The sequence below is a fragment of the Propionivibrio soli genome (genome assembly GCF_025770765.1).
GTDB classification, from domain to species: domain Bacteria; phylum Pseudomonadota; class Gammaproteobacteria; order Burkholderiales; family Rhodocyclaceae; genus Propionivibrio; species Propionivibrio soli.
Map to the genome: position 1 here is coordinate 152,354 of NZ_JANZKY010000015.1, position 21,426 is coordinate 173,779.

Sequence of the window (21,426 nt, forward strand, 5' to 3'; positions counted from 1 at the left end):
TTGTTTTGTAATCGTTAACCGTAGGCGACGTCTGTCGTACGGCGCTTACATGCAATCGTCTTTCATCATCGTGGTCATCATGTCTCCCGCCATGCCAGGCATTGCGCCCCGCGCATGCATCGCTTGCATCATTGGCATTCCACTTTGCATGGCCGGATTACGAACATCGGTGCCCGCGTCAGCTTTCTCGCCAATTCTCTTGGCCGCCTCTTCTTGCAATGAATCGGTAGCCGGCGTTGCCTTCGGCAGCGCGGCGCTCGATTCGAGAGTCGGTGGGACCGCCGCCGCGGCAGCGTGGTGTTGCTCATGCTCGGCATCAGAAGTCGTAACGGAAGGAGCTGCTTGAACAGCCGCGCCAAGACTCCATAGAAGCAGTGGAACAATAAGTCTGCGTGCGTTTGACATATCCGTTCTCCGTGGTGGTTAGGGTCTTCGTGTATATGCAGTTTGGTACACGTCCCCCAACAATGACCTGACGGAGTGATTACATTTATGTCAGCTTCGATTCAAGGTTCTTATCTCCAACCATCTAGCAAGATGGGGCTTAACAATCGAGGAGTTTTCATCAGACATTCCATTTCCTTCTCTTCCTGCTCCATCGCGTTGCTGGTCGATTCGGATGTCTTATCGATAGTTCTTTGGCGCAAAGGCACTGGGTGCCCTCTGGGCCGTCATGGGCGGTTCTGTCCAAGCTCTACCAGCATGCTGATGGGGTATGCGATACGGGGCTAAACGCAGTCGTTGGTTGAACTCGGGTCGGAGTGGCCCTGTCGGCTTGAACGGTGGCGAAATGACTTGGAGCTAAGCAGAATCACCGGCGCTTTTGCAGCGTACTAGCCTGCCGGGTACCGTCACGGTTATTCCCGAAATCGGCGGGCGCTATCTGTTTGGCTGGTGCTGAGCTAAGTTTTGGTCCCGCCGTTTACGGTGGAATGTCTATCGCCGTAACTCTTGCTCAGGTTTAACTCTGTTGATGATGTTCCGTTGCCACGCTGATATATCCTCGTTGCCAGAGATGCTCTGACGGACGTGGCGGCCATGCCCCTTTAACCTTCTGCTGCTTAACTACACAAATCCTCATGACACACGATGTTGCGCCCGGTGCCCGGGACACGGAAAACAGACAAGGAAGCCCAGTTGAAGTACTCACCATTTTCCTGAGACTCGGCCTCACGTCCTTTGGCGGTCCCATCGCCCATTTGGGCTACTTCCGTGCCGAGTTTGTCGAACGCCGTCGATGGTTGGACGACAACAGCTACTCCGACTTGGTGGCGTTGTGCCAGTTCCTGCCGGGCCCTGCCAGCAGTCAAGTTGGTATGGGTTTAGGGTTGGGGCGAGCGGGGTGGCTGGGGGCTGCGGCGGCTTGGCTCGGTTTTACTCTGCCATCCGCTATCGCGCTCATCCTCTTTGCCTTTGGTGTGGTCCATTGGGCCGGATTGGCGCAATCCGGCGTCATTCATGGCCTGAAAGTCATGGCTGTTGCGGTCGTCGCGCAAGCCGTCTGGGGTATGGCGAAGTCGCTCTGTCCGGACCGCCTTCGTGGGGGTATCGCTATCGCTTCTGCCATGCTCGTGCTGACTTTGCCATTATCGTTCAGCCAAATTCTCGCGATCACGCTCGGTGGAATCATCGGGTGGTCTCTGATATCGGCTGAACATATCCCGACGACGGAGCATCGGAACTATGGAGTCAGCCGGACAACCGGCGCCGTTTTGCTGGCACTGTTCGGTGCACTGTTGCTTGGTTTGCCGGCACTGGCCGCGCTGTGCAACTCAATGGTAGTTTCGGGAGTTTCGGGCTTTTATCAGGCGGGTTCACTGGTGTTTGGCGGCGGGCACGTCGTCCTACCCTTGTTGCAGGCGAGCGTTGTGCCACCCGGGTGGGTTAGCAATGACACGTTCTTGGCCGGCTATGGCGCAGCGCAAGCCGTGCCAGGCCCGTTGTTTACCTTCGCAGCCTTTCTTGGTGCGGCAATGCCTGTTCCGCTAGGTGGTTGGATTGGCGGGATTGTGTTGTTGTTGGCCATTTTTCTTCCTTCCTTTCTACTGGTGGCTGGCGCGTTACCCTATTGGGAAAGCTTGCGTCAGCTTGACGGTATCCGACAAGCGATGAGCGGCATCAACGCGGCCGTAGTAGGCATTCTCGGCGCGGCGCTTTATGACCCAGTCTGGACGAGCGCCATTCATTCGAGAGCAGATCTCGCTTTGGCACTAGCTGCCTATGGCATGCTGGCCTTCGGGAGAGTTTCGCCGGTGTTCGTTGTTGGGCTGGCCGGACTTGGAGGAGGGCTATTGGCTCCCTGATTCTTGAGACCACATTAATCTTGCTCCGTATGCTGCTGGTCGTGAAGACGTCTGAGAACAATCCAGGACTCGTATTCGTCACCAAATTTCGCAGAGTGGCTGACTTGCTTGTGTAGTGCGGTGGCCTCAGCGTTTGAGTTCGCCACATCCGCAGACCTCGCTCCTCGACCGCATTGCCCCCATACGCCTCGCTTAGCGAATCCAAGATCCTCTCTTCGGCGTGATACTGCTTACGTCCAATCCCTTTGCTGTGGCGGGACTGAACGCTACTTCCATGGCCAATCCTTACGGACGTTGGGCTGAAGCCGAAATAGAAGAGACCAGATGAAGACTTTCAGGCAGGCGGTCTTTACCTTGTTATTGCGAACGATTATCATTCCGTAACAGACTACAAGGAGCAAGGATGAAATCGCTGATATCGCTTGTATTGATGTTGTCCGTCGCCACTGCCGCGGTGGCCGCCGGGGACGAGATCACGTTAACAATTAAGGACCATGCGTTCGATCCGAAGGAAATCACCATCCCTGCCGGAAAGAAGATCAAGTTGCTCGTGGTGAACAAAGACGCCACCCCCGCCGAGTTCGAGAGCAAGCCGCTCAACCGTGAGAAGGTGATTCCCGCCAAGTCGACGGGCACGGTCAATATCGGCCCTTTGAAACCAGGCCGTTATCCTTTCGTCGAGGAGTACCACGAGAATGACGCCGCCGCCCAAGGCGTGATCATCGTCGAATGACGCGTCAGTTTGTCAGGCCTCCGCATGTTCGCCGCAGCTCTCATCGTCTTTCGTGAATCGCTGGAAGCGTCACTGATCATCAGCATCATGGCGGCGGCTACGCGAGGAATTCCTTGGCGGGGTCGCTGGATCCTTGGTGGCATCTTCGCTGGCATCGCCGGTGCGGGGTTCGTAGCCATGGGCATGGAGGCCATTTCCGAGATGGCGAGCGGGATGGGCCAGGAACTGTTCAATGCCGCCATCTTGACGCTCGCCGTGGGGATGTTGGCGTGGCACAACATCTGGATGTCGGTTCATGGCCGTGAAATGGCGGCACAAGCGCTGAATACCGCGAGCGAAATCAACGGCGGCACCCGCGAACGCTCGCTGATTTTCATCGTCGTCGCGCTTGCGGTGCTGCGTGAGGGCTCGGAAACGGTGCTTTTTCTCTACGGACTGGCGGCCAGCAGTGAAGAAGGTCTGCGCACGACGATTAGCGGGGGGCTGAGCGGTCTCGGGGCAGGATTGCTGGTTGGTGCTTTGCTTTACGCAGGGCTTTTACGCATTCCCTTGCGCTGGTTCTTCTCGATCACCAGCCTCTTTGTGCTGCTACTGGCAGCCAGCATGGCGTCACAAGCGGCTCGCTTCCTGGTCCAGGCGGATCTGCTGCCGAGTCTTGGCGCTCCGATTTGGGATACCTCCGGGTACTTGTCGCAGACGACGGCGGCCGGGACGTTGCTGCATGGCCTCGTCGGCTACGAGGCCCAACCGGCGGGCATGCAGCTGGTGTTCTATTTGACGGTGTTATTCGCCATTGCCATCGGGATGCGTTACGCGCAAACCCGCGTTCGGCAAGGAGCAAAGAAGGCTGATTCAAAAAACTGGCGTGAATCGTTGGCAAGAAGAGCAACCAACGCCAAGGGCTATCCTACGTACGAAGAAAACGACTAGTTCAGCAGCGCCATTGATGTGATTAAGAGCGTTGGTAGCCGTTGCCGAAACTTCCGCTCGCTGTTTCTTTGGCAGTTTGGAAACGTCGGTAATGCGCTGAGCAGCAGCCTTTCTATCATTACGCTGTGAATGGCGGTTTTGGCTGGCAACCTGGCACCCCAACGCATAAGACGTCGCGAGCCATGAGCTACTAAAGTAGGTTACCAAGGGTTTGCATAAACGAAGCGGCCTATACAACTCACCTGCTGAGGACACTCTTCGAACGGGACGCGGTTCTTTCTTCAGCTCGACACACGAAACGTACAATGCAGGGCGATGAACTTCGATGACTCGCTTTGCCATGCTCCCGAGGCGGAGCAGGATACGCCGTTGACCTCCGCGAGCATTCACGCGGATTTCGTCGACTGGCGAAAAGGCCGTCGACGCTATGCCGTTTGGGGTATCGACGTGGATTGCGCTCCACTGCGGGCGATGACTTCACGTTTGCGTCATGTGCTCGGTGATTGCCTGCTTCCAGGATACGAACGGCAACCGCACATCACGTTGCGTGCCTGTGGTTTTCCCACACCCGCTCCGGTGTTCGACGACGACTATTCCCCTGCGCATTTCGCATGCCACATCGAGGCATTGGTGCAGGCTCAAATCCCTCCGTTCAGGGTGACGGTGGGTAGGCCAGCAACCTTTCCCTCGGCCGCCTACTTGTCTGTTCAAGACGAGGAAGGCGGCATCGCACAGATCAGGGATGCCTTGATCGGACTGGAACCGGCGGAACCGGATTTTGAGTTCGTTCCACACATCACGTTCGGACTTTACCGGCGACGCATTCCAGTCGCCCAGGTCATGCAGCGCCTAGCGGCGTGTCCCGATGTTTTTGCGCGGCAACTGGACGTACGCCAGATTTCGCTAATGACTTACGAGGCCTCCGTCATTACGGGGCCGCTACGTTCCATTTGTGAGTTCAATCTCGCTGAAGGCCGGGTGCGGTTACGTCGAGAGCTTCGGCCGTTTTTGACAACGATACCTTGTTCGTAGATCATTCCGCGCCTCAGGTGCCTCGTGCAAGAAACGCTCGAGGAGAATCGGAAAGACGGTGCAAGACCGTCACGTACCCAACGCTGTAAGGACGATGCTTCGGCAACACGCCACTGGTATGTACCGGGAAGGCGCCGACGGCAGATGAATCCGAGTCAGAAGACCGGCCTGAGATACCCCGCGCATGACCAGGCCCGGTCGTGCGCCCACTTTTCTAGCAAGGGGAATTGCCATGAAAACTGAACAAGCCAGCCACGACGGTCACGCCTTTACTGCCGAAGCACGTGCCGCAATCTATCAAGCCATCTTCTCCCGTCGCGATGTACGCGGTCAGTTTCTGCCCAAAGCCGTGCCCGACGATGTCCTTAGCCGCATCCTTACCGCCGCGCACCATGCGCCGTCGGTCGGGTTCATGCAGCCGTGGAACTTCCTGATCGTGCAGTCCGAACCGACGAAGCGGCGAGTGCACGCGGCGTTTGAGAAAGCGCACGCCGAAGCCGCCGACATGTTCGCAGGAGACAAGCGGGCCACCTACCGGAAGCTCAAGTTGGAGGGGATTCTCGAGGCGCCCGTTGGGATTTGCATCACTTGTGATCGCGAGCGAACGGGCCCAGTCGTCGTCGGCCGCACACACATGAAAACGATGGACCTCTACAGCAGTGTCTGCGCGGTTCAGAACCTCTGGCTGGCGGCGCGCGCCGAAGGGCTAGGTGTCGGGTGGGTCAGCATCTTCAATCAGGTTGATTTGCAGACGGCTTTGGGTATTCCGAAGGAAATCGTGCCAATTGCCTATCTGTGCGTCGGTTACGTCAGCCATTTCTACGCCAAACCCGAACTTGAGACTGCGGGTTGGCTGCCGCGGATGCCCATTCAGGACCTTGTCTACTTCGAGGCGTGGGGTCAGAGCGACGCGAAGCGACCTTTAGTGCAGGCTCTGATGCGAGAGCAAGCCATCTTGCAAGCCGACGCGAACGGTTCCCTATACCAGAAATCCACCGAATCACCGGGCGACTGATTGCAGCGGCGTAAGCACGGGAGAACCCGCCAGGCCAAGTCAAGTGGATACCGACTGAGCATTGAGCACGCTGAGTCCGCGCTTTTCCTTGGACTGGACAGGCGGTGTCAGATCTACCCGTAACGTCGTGCCGCCTCGATCGCGAGTCCTGCGCCAATGCTCCCAAACAGGTCACCCTCGACGGGGCGCGCTTGCGGGAGCAGGGCGGCGATCCGGCGGCGCAGGAGTGGCACGCCACTGGCGCCGCCGGTGAAGAAGATCGTATCGATGCGTTCAGGCGCCAAGCCGGCGTCGCGCAAGAGCACTGCGAGCTTCGCTTCTATTTTGCTGACCAAGCCGGTCGTTGCCGCGTCAAATTCGTCGCGGGTCAACTGCAGACGCAGGCCGGTCTCGATGCGATCGAGCACCAAGGTCGTGCTCACCTGATCCGACAGGATGATTTTTGCCTGCTCCACCTCGTTGGCCAGCCAGTGGCCAGCGCGCTTCTCGATCAGCGTGAGCAGGCGGGCCATTTTTTCCGGTTCCTGTGCGTCAAATGAAAAACGCGTCTGTTCGGTCAATACCCGGTACGTGTAGGCCGCGTTGATGCTGTGCCACGTCGCGAGGTCGTAAAAGACGCGGGAGGGCATTTCGCGCTGGCTTTTCAGCCGGCTGCGGAAGCCGAAGAGCGGCATGACGCTGGACAGGCTGAACAAGCGATCGAAGTCGGTACCGCCGATATGCACGCCACCGTTGGCCAGCAAATCCTCGCGACGGTCTGGCCGCGTCGCGCGTTGCGGCGAGAGGCGGACGAGCGAGAAGTCCGAGGTGCCGCCGCCGATATCGACAACGAGGACCAATTCCTCGCGATGTATCTCCGTCTCGTAATGGAAGGCCGCGGCAATCGGTTCGTACTGGAAGCTCACCTCTTTGAAGCCGACGGCTCGCGCGATCTCAGCTAGCGTCGTTTCCGCCATCCGGTCGGCCGCTGGGTCGTCGTCGACGAAATACACGGGCCGTCCGAGCACTACGTGCTCGAATGAACTCTTTCCTTGAAAGTCGGCCCGCCGCTTGAGCTCGCCGATGAACTGCTTGAGTAGATCTCGAAACAGCAGAGAACGGCCGTGGACTTCGGTTCTTCCGTCGAGGAGGCGGCTGCCAAGCAGGCTCTTCATCGAACGCATCAAGCGGCCTTCGTAACCGGCCAGATACTCTTGCAATGCGGCGCGGCCAAAGCAAGTGCGGCCATCGTCAGCATTGAAAAACACGACCGACGGCAGCGTCACCTTGCCATCTTCCAACGGCAACAATGTGTCCTGCCCCGGCCGAACGCAGCCGACCGTCGAATTGGATGTGCCGAAATCGAGGCCGCAGGCGCGGGTGGAGGTGGCGTGGGACATGGAGAAAGCAGGTGAGATGCGCAGCGGGGCGGCGATGCTACGCGACCCCGCGGCGCTTGTCCAGGCAGGAGGATGTCCGGATTTCTCTGTACATCGGTCCGGCCCCTCTGATCATCGGCAGGTCGCTTTGACCGAATCTCGGCCTCCTGACGACGCATGCCGTAGTACAAGCGCAGTGCGATTCAGATTGATACAAACCATCTGATACCGCGGCATTTCTTCGTCTGTAGGCAATGCTGGCTGACAACGGTGGGAATGCTAGAGTCAGCCAGAACAGCGGTTCCCTCAACTGGCCATTGCCGCTTCCATCGAATCGTTAAGGGGAGAATTACCGCTGGAACCTCGGCCTTATATCCGCTCGATTGAGCCGGGAACCAGGTGGTTGTCCACCTCACTTTTCAGGCAATCGATGAACTCCTGCGCCAGAGGGGGAACGTCGCCCGCTTTGGGCAAGATGACGCCGAAATTGAACCAGCGGGCGGGAAGCAGCGGACGCATCACGAACTGAGTGTGATCGAAGCTATCGGCGCTCAAGCGGTCGATGATCGTAATCCCGGCGCCCGCGATGACCAGCTGGCAGGCGATTTGCGACGACGAGGTGATCACGCTGTAGACCGGCTTGAGACCGCAGCTATCGAAGATGTCGTCGATTTGTTGACGCAGCAGCAGACCAGGCAGCTGACCGATTAGTCGCTCGCTGACGATATCCTCAACGGCGATTTCCTCCTTCCCCGCGAGGTGGTGATCCTTACACAGTAGAACCTCGAGCCGCACCTTGACTAGCGAGTTACCGCGTACCGCAGGATGGGTCACCGGCGTACCGCCGAACCCAATGTCGTATTCCTTACCGACCAGCCATTGCTCAAGATCGCGGCGCGTTCTTAAGTCGACCGAGACATGAACGTCGGGGAATCGCCGTGTGAACAGGGCGACCGCCGGGCAGACTAGGCTCAAGGCCACGCGCGGCATGGTGACGATGCGTAGACGGCGGACCTTGCTGCTGCGGATTTCATTGGCAATTCGCGGGATCTCGTCGAGATTGGCCAGAATGCGGCCCGCCTCATGCAGGAAAGCCTGCCCCTCGTCGGTCAGGATCATGCGCCGCCCAGAGCGTAGAAACAACGTCAGCTTCAGTTCGCTCTCTAGCAGGGCGATCAGGCGGCTGACCGCCGGTTGGCTCAGGTGCAGGGCACGTGCCGCGCCGTTGACTGAACCTTCGGTGACCACCAGGCGGAAGGCTCTCAATGCCTTGATGTTCATTGTTACCTCTCAATGCATCAGAAAATTCTATCGATTGATAAATAATCAACATTATATGCATCGATTATCGGGTGATAGAGTGGATTTCAGTCTTGGTCGCGAGGTTGTGTATGGCATTGGATACGGATGCGAGCGGGGGAGTACCGGTTTGCCCGCCGCTGCAAATCGCCGAGTTGACGCATCGAAAGCTGGCTTTCCGCTCCCAAGGGGAGGGCAAGGCGATTGTTTTTCTGCACGGACTGCTCGGTAGCTCGAAAAGTTGGGCCTTTCAGCTCGAACATTTCTCGCGCCGCTATCAGGCGATTGCGTGGGACGCGCCGGGATTCGGCGAGTCCGAGATGGTTCCCGAGTCGATTGACGCGTATGTCGAAGTTTTGCGCGAGTTCCTCGCCAAACTGGATGAGTCCATGGTCTTCCTGGTTGGGCATTCGATGGGCGGAACGGTCGCTTCGCGCTTCGCGGCGAAGTATCCGCAGACCGTGTCGCGCTTGGTATTGTCCTGTACCCACCCGGGCTACGCCTTGCCTGAATCGGTTCCGATGCCGCCAAAATTTCTGAACCGCATGCGCGAACTCGCGGAGATCGGGCCGCAGGCCTACGGTATCAAGCGCGCCACCGACCTTTTGCCAACACCTTGTTCAGCGGAGGTCTTCAACTATGCGGCACAGGTTGCCTCCGAGACGAAGCCGGAAGGATTGCGCCGTGCGACGCGCATGCTTCAGTTAGCCGATAACAGGCCGCTGCTACCGACGCTGAAGATGCCTGTGCTGATACTGACCGGCGCCATCGATACTGTCGTGCAGCCGGCGCTCAATGCCGACTTGCTGAGGCTGACACCATTTACCCGCCACGTCGAGATGCCGGGAATCGCTCACGCCCCGTATTTCCAGGAACCACTGTATTACAACGGACTAATTGAGACTTTCCTGTCAGAAAAATAGATCAACAGAGGAGGGGAAATCGTGTTGGGATTTTTGATTGGCATCGTCGTCACAGGTATCGCTGCGCGCCTGATCATCAAGAACTATCAACCGCAAACGGTGTTGCTGGTTGCCGGACTTTCGCTCCTGACGCTGACCGTCGTTCTTTTCCCCGACCAGTCGATCCTATACCAGAAGGCCAAATCGACCGGTTGGACAGGATTCGACATTTTTGCCTTCGTCAAGGAATCGCTGACGACGCAAATTGCAGGGATCGGGCTGATCATCATGTCCTCGGCGGCATTTGCCGACTACATGGATCACATCGGCGCGACGGGATCGATGGTCCGCCTCTGCATCAAGCCGCTTAGGCTGATCAAGGCCCCGTACGCGATTCTCGCCTTAGGCTATGTCCTCGGTCAGTGCTTGCACGTCGCGATTCCGAGCGCCGCTGGTCTCGCTATGCTGCTCTTAGTCACCTTCTTTCCCATGCTGATTTCACTGGGCGTCAGCCGACCTGCGGCGGCGGCGATGATCGGGCTGTCCTCCTTCATGGACTTGGGGCCCGCCGTCGGCACGGCGAATCTGGCGGCCAAGACCTCGGGGATGCCAGCGGCCATCTATTTCGTCCATCACCAGATCCCGGTCGCCATGTGGGTCGTTGGTGTCGTCGCCATCCTGATCTTTTTCACCGCCCGCTACTTCGATCGCCAGACCGGACATGTCGCCGCCCATGTATATGCTGAACAGCCGGCGACGGTAGCGAGTACAGACGTGGCGTCTGAGGCACCTCAGTTCTACGCTTTGATTCCATTGCTCCCGATTGTGCTGATTCTGGTCTTCAGTCCGCTGCTCTACGGTCACGTCGCGATGGACGTCGTGACCGCGATGATCCTCGGTTCGCTAGTTGGCATGACTTGTGAGCTGGCGGTAAAGCGTGACGTCAAAGCCGTCTTCAAGAGTTTCCAGGTCTTCTTCAACAGCGTCGGCGCGACCTTCGCCAGCGTTGTTTCGCTGCTGGTCTGCGCCGACGTATTTGCCCAGGGACTGCAGGCAGTAGGGGCAGTGGGTTTCATGATCGACTCGGTGCGCGACGCGGGCTTTGGCGTCAATGTCATGGCCGCCATCATGACCCTGATGGTCGGCGTCACGGCGATGATTACCGGCTCAGGCGTGGCCGCGTTCTTCGCCTTCTCGGGACTTGCGCCAACGATCGCCACTAAGTTCGGCGTCAGCGCCGTAACCATGGTCCTGCCGATGCAACTGATGGCCGGCATGGGGCGAGCGATTTCGCCGGTCGCGGGGGTGATCATCGCGGTCAGTAAGGCAGGCCAATGCTCGCCTTTCGAAATCGTCAAGCGCACCATGATTCCTTCGTTGGGTGGAATAGCCACGATGTTGTTGCTCAACTACTTGCTTAACGGATAAACAAGCGCGCTACTCGCCACCTCAAGCCTCTTTCGTGGCGTTTTCGAACGTTACGGGTACCCGAATGGAAACCGCTGCGCAGCGGTTCGTACGTTACATGCACATACACAGGGACGGACTAAACGCTTTTCGGTTTCCAACCGCCGTCACGGTCGAGAATGGTGCCCGGAGTAGGTGGACAAAAAAGAGTGAGCGCACCAGCGTGAAAAATCAAGGATCTGACAGGGGGGCAAAAAACTCACTTTTTTTGTCGCTTTGCGCGGACAAAACTAGGTTAGCGGGATGTTGCAGGACGCAAATAGGTTAGTTAGCAGACGTCTCCCGAGCAAATTCGCAAAAGGGTAAGCCACACGACAGTCGAACAATCTCGCAGTCACCTCAGCGCATGCGGCTTTCGTTCCGATAGGCCGCCTCCCTTGGCGTACTGAGCGTACCGAGCTGGGCGGGTACGCTCACTTCATATTGCATTGATCTCCTTCATGATCACCACCTTGAGATCACGTGCGGCCAGCAGCTTCTTCAGGGCGTTCTCCTGTTCGGCCGTTTCATCTCATCGCCAATAATCGGCCTGAAGCGCTCCTGCAAGTAGTATATCGGTTGTCTGCTTTGCTCAGGATCACGACGGTCTGCGTGCCTGTAACCCGTTTTATCGCATGATTTCCTTTCTTCCAGGAAAGCCCTCTTTGCTCGACATACTGTGTGGGTCTGCAGTGTGACAATTTGCTACAGCTCGGCAACGTTGCTTGCCGAAGGCCAGCTTCCAACGCCAACGAACTCACACGTCCGACCCATAGAAACCCTTCGCTTCGTTGCCAAGCGAACGCCCGTTAACAAAGTACAACAGCCGGTCCCACCGGCGCCGGTCATCATGTTAGGCGGCATACAAACCCCAGCGCGGCACCTAGAGAAGCATGGATTACGTTTTGCAAACCGAAGAAACGATGTCGAGCGAGCGCAAACGAAATTCGGGATCGTAGATGTCGCAGACCAGCATCAATTCATCCGCTGCAGTGGTCCGCAACAGTTCGGCCAGGCCGCTACGCACGGTCTCAGGACTGCCAATTACCGCGGTCCCCAGGAAATCGCCAATGGTGGCGCGTTCCTGCGGACTCAACTGCGCCATGAAGCCCTCAATCGGCGGTGGTAAGCGGCGCCGGTCTCCTCTCAGAAGAGCAAGGACACGTTGGTAGGTACTGCTAGCAAGGTATTCAGCCTCTTCATCGCTCGGCGCCGCAATCAGTGGCACGCCGATCATGACATAAGGGTCCCCCAGGGACGTCGAGGGGCGGAAACGACGGCGATATAAATCGATGGCCTGATGCAGCAGGCGAGGCGCGAAATGTGAGGCAAACGCATAAGGCAAGCCGCGCTCTGCGGCCAATTGCGCAGAGAAAAGGCTCGAACCCAATAGCCAAATCGGCACCTCGGTTCCGGCACCGGGCATGGCGGTGATCGCTTGACCTTTTTGCGGCGCGGCAAGCAATTGCTGAAGATCAGCGACATCGCGTGGAAAATCGTTTTCGGTCTCCACTCGTTCCCGGCGGAGGGCTCGCATGGTGACCGGGTCGGTGCCAGGTGCTCGGCCTAAGCCCAAATCGATGCGACCTGGATATAGCTCGGCCAGCGTACCAAAGGCTTCTGCGACCACCAGAGGCGCGTGATTGGGCAACATGATTCCGCCTGAGCCGACGCGAATACGCTGCGTCCCTCCCGCGATGTACCCGATAAGCACGGCGGTGGCTGAGCTCGCGATGCCCGGCATGTTGTGATGCTCGGCCAGCCAATAGCGGGTAAAACCAAGACGCTCAGTATGTTGTGCGGTCTTTAGGGCAATAGCGAGAGCGTCTGCCACGCTGTAATTCTCCCGTACGGACACGAGGTCCAGCATGGAGAGGCGAATATCGGACCGAGGTTTCATGTGTAGCAATGGAACCGCTAAGGAGGGTGATCGACCTAAGATCAGACGGCACTTTCTTCAAGTGGTTCGGTCGCGGATACGTTGCCAATGCTTCAATAGAATGATCTTCTCGCTATTTGACCGAGCCAATACCTTTGCTCCCAAGCAAAGGTGAAAAAGCTATCACTGATAGCAAAGACCGTAGAGTCGAGATGCTGCCGCGGTTCGGAGACGGATTGGATCGAAACGGGCAGCATGAAGCGGGCATGTTTTACCGGCCAGCGTCTGATGTCGACAAATGCCGAGCTGCGTACGTCGCCTGAACGGCGGGTTTCAGAGAAAAGAGGACCACTGATTGACCGCAAGCCGGAAAAGGCGATCGGTCGCTTTTGGCCGGGGGCTGTCCTTCAGGATGCTTTTCGGAAAGCTGACGTTAGGCCAACGATAAGGCGCCAACGGCCGCTTATCGACGATGTCTTTGAACTGTGGCTTCGGCCAGAAGCGGGCTGTCAGCTGACTACCCGGATAGCGAACGTTCCTCGTCGCAAGCCTTCAGCTCAAAAGTCGATAATCAAACATTTTCCGGCGCTCGCGCCAGGTCTCGGGCGTCATTCCGCTCCACCGTCGAAACGCCCTACAAAACGAACTGGCGGCGGTATAGCCCAACCGTTTAGCCACCTCGGCAATCGGGAGTTTGGCATCTTCCAGAAGCACGCGAGCTAGGTCAAAGCGCTGCTCATCGAGCAGTTCATGGAAGCTCGTCCCTTCGTCGGTCAGGCGACGATGAAGCGTGCGCTCGTGGACCCCGAAGGTATCCGCTAATGCGGGTGCCGTCGCCTCGCCGGCCAAGATTGCCTTGCGCAAGGCACCGCGAACGTCGCGTGTGAAATCGCCGCCTGTGGAACCGGCGAACACGCCCATCGATTTCTCAAGATAGGCCACTAAATCGCGGTCGTACCGAGAAAACGGAGTGTCCAGCCAACCGGGATCAAACACCACGGCGTTACGGTCCGCTGAGAAAACGACCGAGCAGCTAAAGGCCGCCTGGTACGGTGCAACGTTCGTCGGTCGCGGGCGCTTGAGCCGGACTTCCTTCGCTTCCCACTTCGGGCCGCATAACTCCTTTAGAACCGAGTACAAGCCCCCGATGACACCGTCGCCGATCTGGTCGGGGGTAGTGCGGTCCTTCGCATACATCTCGTACTCCAACTCGGCGGCTTGGGTGCTCTCGGTGAAATGGATCATCGAGCCATGCACCTGAAAGCGGCGGTATTCCACCAACGAACGGAGCGCCGCGCGCAGGTCGCGTGAATACCTCATAAGCAGGCCCAGCGCACCAAACCCGCGAAGTGGCATTTTCCGGCCAACGAGTAGCCCGAAATGTTCGCACCCTGTGGCGGCCATACAAAAGGCGACGACCTCGCTCCGTGTGGCGTGCGAGATCGGCGTATCCGGGTCATCGAAAATCGAGGCGTCGACACCACACCGGCTCAACAACTCCTTCGGATCTTCCCCCAAGTCCCGCAGAACATCCGGTAGTGCACACATCGTTCCGACTCGAAGCACCTCTATTCTCCCATCATCTTTATGACTGCTTTGCCGACCAACCGACGGCTATGACCTTGGTAATATCCGTACGCGCTTTTGGAATTGTCTGCAAATGTACATTCGGACGTTGATGCAGATCAATTCTTAAGGCAAAAACCATGTACACTAAGGAGGTTACGGGAAACTCCTGTACACAAAAATAGTACAACAAGGCTAACGCTGCTAACGTTTGGCGTCACGACCATAGTCCATGCAGCATCAGCGAAAGCGCATTTGGGGAACACCATGAAGATTTCAAAGAAACTGCTCATCATGGGCTGCTGTTCGGTGGCGGCTCTGCTTGCCCTGGGCGGACTCGGATTCTATTTGACGGAAACGCTGGGTGGTGCCCTCAGCTATACCACCAAGAACGTTCTCCCGAGCTTGGAAACGATCTATAGGCTAAAGACGAATCAACAACAAGTGGCAATGAACGTGTATCGCCACATTCTGGCTGATGAGCCGAAGGAGTTCGACGAAGCAGAGAAGGGTATTGCAGTCGCGCAGAAAGCGATGCGCGATGAGTTCGTCAGGTATGAGCCGCTCATTAGCTCCGCAAGAGATAAAGAACTCTACGAAGCGGAAAAGTCGACCGCTGAGGAGTACTTCCGCCTGCTTCCATCGCTTCTGGAGAAGTCTCGCGGGCTCGACAAAGAAGCCGCGCAGACTCAAGCAGCGGCGATGGCCGCGGTTCGTATGAAGCTCGCCAACGTCATTGACGAACATATCGGAGAGACCGAAACCCAGTCGAGAAGCATGGAAGCACACGCCGTTAAAGCCGCTAATCGTGGGCGGATGCTCACCTTAGCTATTACGTTGTTCGCGTCGATCGTCGTCGGCACCGTCAGTTTCGTTGTCGTGCGCGGCATCAACCGCTCGTTATCCGAAATTCAGTGCGCCATCGAGCGTATTGAAGGACAGTTGGATTTCACCGTGCAGGCGGAAGTGATCGGCAAGGATGAGATTTCCGATGTTTCTTCGGCCCTGAACCGGCTATTGGCCAAGCTCCGTTCTAGCCTCAGTTCTGTGACGATGAGTTCCGCCAAGCTCTCGGAGGCGGCGGCCCAATTAGCCCTGGCGTCGGACCAGGTGGCGTCGGCGTCGGCACATCAAAGCGATGCCGCGTCCGGCATGGCCGCCAGCGTGGAAGAAATGACCGTCAGTATTACTCACGTCAGCGACCGGTCGAACGAAGCGCAAACCTTATCTGCAGACTCTGGGAAACTGGCCGAGGAAGGGAAGCACGTTATCTCGCAGACGGTTGAAGACATCAATCAAATCGCGGCTTCCGTATCCGAAGCCGCCGAGTGCATTCGTCAATTGGAGGCCCGGAGTGAGCAGATTTCTTCGGTCGTGTCCGTCATCAAAGAAGTGGCTGACCAGACGAACTTGCTCGCTTTGAATGCCGCGATCGAGGCCGCACGCGCCGGAGAACAGGGACGCGGGTTTGCCGTCGTTGCCGACGAGGTGCGTAAATTGGCGGAGCGTACCGCTGGGTCAACGACGGAAATCGCCGAGATGATCAACGCCGTGAAGTCCGTTTCGAAAACGGCCGTTGACAGCATGACGCATGCGGAGGGACTGGTGAAAAGCGGGGTCGAACGGGCCGGCAACGCCAGCGATGCCATTCAGAAAATCGAGGCGGGAAGCAAACAAGCGGTGATGATGGTCGAGGAAATTGCGTCGGCGATTCGCGAGCAAAGCCAGGCGAGCAACACCATCGCGTCCAGTGTGGAGGGGATCGCGCAGATGGCGGAAGAAAGCAGTGCCGCCGCGAAGAACAGTTCCGAAGCGGCCCATAACGTGGATGAACTCGCCAAGGAAGTGCGTCAAGTGGTCGGGGCCTATCGGGTGTAGGGAGCGGCGCGGCTGACCATTTTTGCGGGGTCGCCCCTACGGCCCGACATGAGAAGCAGGAATCCGCCTTGGTGGGGAGTGGTCGTATGCCGGGTTTTTCGTTGATAAATATCAGGTTTTCCCCGATTTTTTCCCTCCTCAGGAGTGCGTACAGTTTCCCCAATGTGGCCACTTGGGTCCGAAGCGGCCAGCCGGGGAGCCTAGTGCTTCTCGGCTCGCCATCATGCTCGATGGTGCGCGTCGAACCCTGCCGCTAAAGCGGATTCGAATTCAGCGATGACGTGGTCGCTGACTGTCCTGAAGACGGAGCGATTGAAGAGCAAAAGCGAACCAAAGGACTGCGCTCCAACGATTGGGACAGCCGATTTCTCAATCATTGCCGGTGAAGGCCGGGTGTATGAATGAAAATAGCAAAAAAACCCGGTGGATAAGATGCTCCTCGTGCCGCGCGTCACCAGTTTGAATCCTTCCATCGATGGGTTGGCAGCGCGATTCGGGAGAGCGTTTGAAAGCCCTCGCGAACAGCGCCTCCAACAGCTCATTCACGACCGAACTCGCCTATTGGCTGCCGTATTCGAGCACAGCCAAGAGGGCATTACGGTCAGCGACCGTAACAACAACATCCTCACGGTAAATGAGGCATTCACGCGGATCACCGGATACACCGAGGAGGAAGTGGTCGGCAAGAATCCTCGAGTCCTAGCCTCTGGGCGGCACGACAAAGCGTTCTACGACGCGATGTGGGAATCAATCAACACGCGCGGGTACTGGAAGGGAGAACTGTGGAATCGATGCAAAAACGGAGATGTACGGCCCAAATCATTCAGCATCAGTGTGGTCAGGAACGATGACGGGGAAATCGTCAATCATCTTGCGATCTTCTCCGATATCACTGACCGAAAACTCGCCGAAGAACGCATTGAATTCCTCTCACACCACGATGCGCTCACCAGACTACCCAACCGTATCCTGACACGCGACAGGTTCGAGCAAGCCGTCGCCAAGACTCAGCGCGAGCAGACGGGAATCGGCGTGCTCTTCGTCGATCTGGACAACTTCAAGTACGTCAACGATAGCTTCGGACATCAAGCGGGAAATCGGTTACTTGTCACGTCCGTTGGACGGCTTAAGCAGTTCATCCGGGAAACTGACACGATTTCTCGCCAAGGTGGCGATGAGTTCGTCATTATCCTTCCCGATATCAAAGAATCCGCAGCCGTTGAGCGTGTAGCGAGCCAGATTCTGGTTAATCTCGCCTGGCCGTTCGAGATCGAAGGCTACTCCATCGGCATATCGGCGAGTGTGGGCATTTCTTTCTATCCAGCACACGGCAGAGACTTCGATGCGTTGCTGCAGAACGCCGAAGCCGCCATGTACGCGGCAAAAGCGGCCGGGAAGAACGGCTATCGCGTCTTCAGCGAAGAAATGAATGCCGATGCGCTGGACAAGCTCAAACTGAAGGCGATGCTGCGTCTGGCCATCGACAAGAGAGAGTTCTATCTCGTCTATCAGCCGCAATTCGACCTTTCAACACAACGCCTCATCGGCGTAGAAGCGCTTATACGCTGGCATCACCCTGAAGAGGGGGTGATTCCGCCCGGGCGATTTATTCCGGTCGCCGAAGAGTCCGGGATGATTGGCGAAATTGGTGAATGGGTGATCAATGAAGCCTGCCGGCAGGGCAGGGAATGGTTCGATGCCGGCATTGGCCCTTTCGTCGTCGCCGTCAACGTTTCGACGCAACAGTTCGTAAACGGGGCCATTTTGAGAACCGTTAAGCGAGTCCTCGAGCGAACAGGCTTCCCCCCGCAATTTCTCGAACTGGAATTTACCGAATCCGGCCTACTGAGCGACATCCGAAATTCGCTGACTACCATTGAGGCTGTTCGCGCACTCGGCGTAAAGACGTCCATTGATGACTTCGGTACGGGATATTCCAGTTTGAGTTATCTGCAGCAGTTTAAGGTCGAGAGGCTGAAAATCGACCAGTCGTTCATTCGAGCAATCGGTGCGAATGCCGAAGGGATGGAAATCGTTCGCGCCATCATCCAGTTGGGCAAGACGCTGCGCCTCAGCGTTATTGCCGAGGGCGTGGAGACCGAACTCCATCTGCAAACGCTGAAAAAACTCGGATGCGATGAGGCCCAAGGGTATCTCTTCAGTCGGCCGCTCACCGTGCCGGACCTGATGAAGTTCATCAACGAGGGGAAGGGGGCGTCCCTATTATGAATCGAAAGATTGGTTCTTCTCTGTTAGGCAAACAGTTGCGTGGAATACCAGCCTCTGGCCAGTCCGAGCTCAATAAAGAGCGGGAGCATCTCTCCTCATCCTTCACCCATTCGATTTGCGCACTTTTCCGGTGAGGATAGGCGTAGCCGAGCGATAGAAAACCGCCGGCTGCTCAAGTACTACGCCCCATGACGCTTCTCCCCGCGAGTTTTCAGCATCGAATTACGCTCCTTTTCGCGGGCATCGCCCTGCTCGTCGGCGTGCCGGTCTCGATGTATGTCAGCCATACCTATTCGAACCAACTGATCGAAGACCGCGGCCGCGCGTTGCAGGAACTCGCCTTCGCCGTGGCGACCGTCTTATCCGAGAACCTCCATGAGCGGCAACGCGAGATCGAATACTTAGTCGAAACAGCGCGCTTCCATGAAGAGATACTGGAGAGCGAGAACTTCGTCCCGATCCTCGAAGGGTTGCAGAAATCGCACCGCTACTACTCCTGGATCGGATTTGCTGAGGCGGCCGGTACGGTACGTGCTGCAACGGGTCACCTCTTAGTGGGGGAAAACGTCACGGGAGAGCCCTGGTTCGCGAACGGCATGAAAGGTTCTTTTGTCGGGGACCTCCATGAAAGCCCGAGGCTGGCCGAGCTGCTTCCTCCCGATGCCGGGATGGGCTCCGTACGCTTCATTGACTTTGCGGCGCCAGTTTTCGATACGCGCGGGATCGTGCGCGGGGTGATCGGAGCGCACGTTCATTGGGTGTGGGCGGATGAAGCCATTCGGGCGATCATTCCTCTCAGCGCCAATGAACAGCGGATGGACGTGCTAATTGCGAACAAAGTCGGTCAAGTTCTCTATCCGATGGCCCTCGACAACCTCAGCGTCCCGGCGACGGCCGCGTTCAAGTCAACGTTCTCCATCGAGTCCTGGAGTTCGGATACCGAGTACGTGACCGCCAGTGCCTTCATCCGGGAAGTAACTCCCGACGACCCATTGAGTTGGCGGATTATCATCCGACAACCGAAAGAGGTTGCGCTCAAAGACGTCAAGGCGCTACAGCGAGTTCTTTTTGTATCGGTGTTTGTGGCCACCGTGTTGTTCCTTTGCTTGGTGTGGTGGTGCGCGTCGATGATGAGTCGCCCGGTGCGGCAATTAGCCAAATTCGCACGAAGGGTCGAGCAGGGCGAAGAAACCACGCGGCTCGAGGTTCCAACCTCCACCGCCGAATTGCGGCAACTGGTCGACGCGGTGCGGGGAATGGCGTCCACCTTGATCCACCGAAAACTGGCACTTGAGGATAGCAACACCCGTCTCGAACAACGTGTGCAGGAGAGGACGGCCGAGCTCGAACGGCTTAATGGCGAATTGGTGTATCTCGCGCGTCGGGACGCGCTGACCACGTTGGCAAATCGAATGGCGGCGAACGAGCGCTTACGAGATGAATTTCTCCGCATGAAGCGAACCGGCGTCGCCTATTCGGTCCTGCTTCTCGACATCGATTTCTTCAAGCGGATTAATGACACGTTGGGCCACGCCACGGGCGACCAGGTTTTACGGCACGTCGCGAAAATCCTCAAATCCTCGCTTCGTCAGACCGACTTTGTTGCGCGTTTCGGCGGCGAGGAGTTTATTGTTTTGCTGCCGGCCACCGATACTTCCGATGCAAGAATAGTGGCAGAGAATATCCGGCATGCCGTCGAGGTTTCGCCCCCTGACGAAGTGGAGCGGGTCACCGTCAGTGTCGGCGTGGCGACCGCGAATCCTCAGCAGGCGGCGGAAGATGAGGCAGTGCACGAAGCTGACGAGAAGCTATATGAGGCCAAGCACGCAGGCAGGAACTGTGTGGCATCCTAGAGAATACGTAGGCTTGGCCTGGCGGGTTCTCCCATGCTTACGCCGCTGCAATCAGTCGCCCGGTGATTCGGTGGATTTCTGGTATAGGGAACCGTTCGCGTCGGCTTGCAAGATGGCTTGCTCTCGCATCAAAGCCTGCACTAAAGGTCGCTGCGCGTCGCTCTGACCCCACGCCTCGAAGTAGACAAGGTCCTGAATGGGCATCCGCGGCAGCCAACCCGCAGTCTCAAGTTCGGGTTTGGCGTAGAAATGGCTGACGTAACCGACGCACAGATAGGCAATTGGCACGATTTCCTTCGGAATACCCAAAGCCGTCTGCAAATCAACCTGATTGAAGATGCTGACCCACCCGACACCTAGCCCTTCGGCGCGCGCCGCCAGCCAGAGGTTCTGAACCGCGCAGACACTGCTGTAGAGGTCCATCGTTTTCATGTGTGTGCGGCCGACGACGACTGGGCCTGTTCGCTCGCGATCACAGGTAATGCAAATCCCAACGGGCGCCTCGAGAATCCCCTCCAACTTGAGCTTCCGGTAGGTGGCCCGCTTGTCTCCTGCGAACATATCGGCGGCTTCGGCGTGCGCTTTCTCAAACGCCGCGTGCACTCGCCGCTTCGTCGGTTCGGACTGCACAATCAGGAAGTTCCACGGCTGCATGAACCCGACCGACGGCGCATAGTGGTGACCCAAAAATGCAGCTTGCTCACAAGATTACCGTGATCTAAGAATATGTTGATGTGTATTGATGAAAAATCAATGAGGTGCACCATTCCGGTGCGCATTGTAAGCAGGTGCTGAAATGCTTCGTGAGATCAGGCTCCCCTTGTGAAAAGCGTCAAAACAATCTCCGCAATTGGTCTGTCTATAAAGAGGCCTCTTCTATGAAAAACCTTACCATCGCCAAGCGGCTCATCCTTCTAATCGTCGTCTCGGTAGTGGCTTTGATTCTCGTCGGTGTCGATGGACTCTCCGCGGCGATCGATGCACAAAAAGGGGTCAGTCAGGT

At 57.3% G+C, this 21,426-nt stretch carries 15 protein-coding genes, 1 pseudogene and 1 riboswitch; of the genes and pseudogenes, 10 read left to right on the plus strand and 6 right to left on the minus strand.

Features of this window, described 5'->3' with window-relative positions:
* Positions 1-45: 45 nt before the first annotated feature.
* Positions 46-405, minus strand: coding sequence for a hypothetical protein (locus NZ453_RS17790; RefSeq protein ID WP_263772152.1), 360 nt, complete (start codon positions 403-405; stop codon positions 46-48).
* 674 nt (positions 406-1,079) lie between these two features.
* On the opposite strand from NZ453_RS17790, the gene chrA reads away from it, so the two are divergent.
* From chrA to bluB (NZ453_RS17815), 5 genes are all read left to right on the plus strand, one after another.
* On the plus strand, positions 1,080-2,303 hold the full coding sequence (chrA, locus tag NZ453_RS17795; protein ID WP_263772153.1) for a chromate efflux transporter: 1,224 nt from the start codon (positions 1,080-1,082) through the stop codon (positions 2,301-2,303).
* 403 nt (positions 2,304-2,706) lie between these two features.
* The gene (locus NZ453_RS17800; protein ID WP_263772154.1) at positions 2,707-3,036 is read left to right on the plus strand and encodes a cupredoxin domain-containing protein; all 330 of its coding nucleotides are present in this window, start codon (positions 2,707-2,709) and stop codon (positions 3,034-3,036) included.
* Between the two features lie 24 nt (positions 3,037-3,060).
* A complete protein-coding gene (locus NZ453_RS17805) occupies positions 3,061-3,966 on the plus strand; it encodes an FTR1 family iron permease (protein WP_263772155.1) in 906 nt (301 codons plus the stop codon).
* A gap of 315 nt (positions 3,967-4,281) precedes the next feature.
* Positions 4,282-4,998: a 2'-5' RNA ligase family protein gene (locus NZ453_RS17810; protein WP_263772157.1), complete on the plus strand. Its 717-nt coding sequence runs from the start codon at positions 4,282-4,284 to the stop codon at positions 4,996-4,998.
* Positions 4,997-5,184, plus strand: a riboswitch (cobalamin riboswitch). It overlaps the preceding gene by 2 nt.
* A gap of 46 nt (positions 5,185-5,230) precedes the next feature.
* Complete coding sequence (gene bluB, locus NZ453_RS17815) at positions 5,231-6,013, plus strand: 5,6-dimethylbenzimidazole synthase (RefSeq protein ID WP_263772159.1); 783 nt, start codon at positions 5,231-5,233, stop codon at positions 6,011-6,013.
* Between the two features lie 113 nt (positions 6,014-6,126).
* Here bluB (NZ453_RS17815) and NZ453_RS17820 read toward each other — a convergent pair whose 3' ends face one another.
* Together NZ453_RS17820 and NZ453_RS17825 are read right to left on the minus strand one after the other, a co-directional pair.
* Positions 6,127-7,392 (minus strand): Hsp70 family protein, encoded by a 1,266-nt coding sequence (locus tag NZ453_RS17820; RefSeq protein ID WP_263772160.1) that lies wholly within the window; start codon positions 7,390-7,392, stop codon positions 6,127-6,129.
* A 348-nt stretch (positions 7,393-7,740) separates the two neighbouring features.
* Positions 7,741-8,652 carry a LysR family transcriptional regulator gene (locus NZ453_RS17825; protein WP_263772162.1) on the minus strand — a complete coding sequence of 304 codons (912 nt, stop codon included), beginning with the start codon at positions 8,650-8,652 and terminating at the stop codon, positions 7,741-7,743.
* Positions 8,653-8,762: 110 nt separating this feature from the next.
* Between NZ453_RS17825 and NZ453_RS17830 the strand changes: the two genes are divergently transcribed.
* A complete protein-coding gene (locus NZ453_RS17830) occupies positions 8,763-9,593 on the plus strand; it encodes an alpha/beta fold hydrolase (RefSeq protein ID WP_263772163.1) in 831 nt (276 codons plus the stop codon).
* A 21-nt stretch (positions 9,594-9,614) separates the two neighbouring features.
* On the plus strand, positions 9,615-11,000 hold the full coding sequence (gene dcuC / locus NZ453_RS17835) for a C4-dicarboxylate transporter DcuC (RefSeq protein ID WP_263772164.1): 1,386 nt from the start codon (positions 9,615-9,617) through the stop codon (positions 10,998-11,000).
* Positions 11,001-11,916: 916 nt separating this feature from the next.
* Here dcuC and NZ453_RS17845 read toward each other — a convergent pair.
* Positions 11,917-12,888, minus strand: coding sequence for an LLM class flavin-dependent oxidoreductase (locus NZ453_RS17845; RefSeq protein ID WP_263772165.1), 972 nt, complete (start codon positions 12,886-12,888; stop codon positions 11,917-11,919).
* Positions 12,889-13,449: 561 nt separating this feature from the next.
* Positions 13,450-14,463 (minus strand): AraC family transcriptional regulator, encoded by a 1,014-nt coding sequence (locus NZ453_RS17850; protein ID WP_263772167.1) that lies wholly within the window; start codon positions 14,461-14,463, stop codon positions 13,450-13,452.
* Positions 14,464-14,541: 78 nt separating this feature from the next.
* Between NZ453_RS17850 and NZ453_RS17855 the strand changes: the two genes are divergently transcribed.
* From NZ453_RS17855 to NZ453_RS17865, 3 genes are all read left to right on the plus strand, one after another.
* Positions 14,542-16,341, plus strand: a complete 1,800-nt coding sequence (locus NZ453_RS17855) for a HAMP domain-containing methyl-accepting chemotaxis protein (RefSeq protein WP_263772168.1) — start codon at positions 14,542-14,544, stop codon at positions 16,339-16,341.
* Positions 16,342-16,773: 432 nt separating this feature from the next.
* Complete coding sequence (locus NZ453_RS17860) at positions 16,774-18,570, plus strand: putative bifunctional diguanylate cyclase/phosphodiesterase (protein WP_420851685.1); 1,797 nt, start codon at positions 16,774-16,776, stop codon at positions 18,568-18,570.
* Positions 18,571-18,758: 188 nt separating this feature from the next.
* Complete coding sequence (locus NZ453_RS17865; RefSeq protein ID WP_263772169.1) at positions 18,759-20,423, plus strand: sensor domain-containing diguanylate cyclase; 1,665 nt, start codon at positions 18,759-18,761, stop codon at positions 20,421-20,423.
* Positions 20,424-20,474: 51 nt separating this feature from the next.
* Here NZ453_RS17865 and bluB (NZ453_RS17870) read toward each other — a convergent pair.
* A pseudogene (gene bluB, locus NZ453_RS17870) lies at positions 20,475-21,101 on the minus strand (5,6-dimethylbenzimidazole synthase); the annotation flags it as partial.
* Positions 21,102-21,426: the final 325 nt, after the last annotated feature.